The sequence below is a fragment of the Salinimicrobium oceani genome (assembly GCF_012037645.1).
Genome location: NZ_JAAVJR010000693.1, coordinates 1 through 436, shown reverse-complemented (window position 1 = coordinate 436; position 436 = coordinate 1). Strand labels below are relative to the sequence as shown.

Here is a 436-nt window from a genome sequence, read left to right as displayed (position 1 = left end):
AAAATCCTGAACCTCCCGCCATTACCGTAGATTCTTTGGTTAATTCAGTAAAGACCGTACTGGGGCAGCTCGAAACGCAGGAGAGAAGATATAGAATGGCCTTAAAGGAACAGGAAGATCAACTTCTTGCGAATGAGATCCAGCTGAATAACCGGTTGAGAGGTTTGTTATCCACCCTTGAAGCTGAAGAAAGACTAAATTCAATTGACCAGGTAGAAGCCTGGCAGAACACAGTAGAAGAAACCTCAAAAATCATCATCTTTCTTGGTGCAGCAAGCCTTCTTGTTATTCTCACTTTTGTATTTCTGGTAACGCAGGACGTTATTAAGAGTCAGCAATACAGGATGGAACTTGAATCAGCGAAAAACTATGCCGAAGGACTGCTTAAGAGCAGGGAACAGTTCATGAATACGGTAACTCATGACCTGCGATCTCC

The 436-nt window shown here is 43.1% G+C and carries 1 pseudogene; it reads left to right on the top strand.

What is annotated here, in order from left to right:
• Positions 1-436 (top strand): annotated as a pseudogene (locus tag HC175_RS18905) (hybrid sensor histidine kinase/response regulator); the annotation flags it as partial.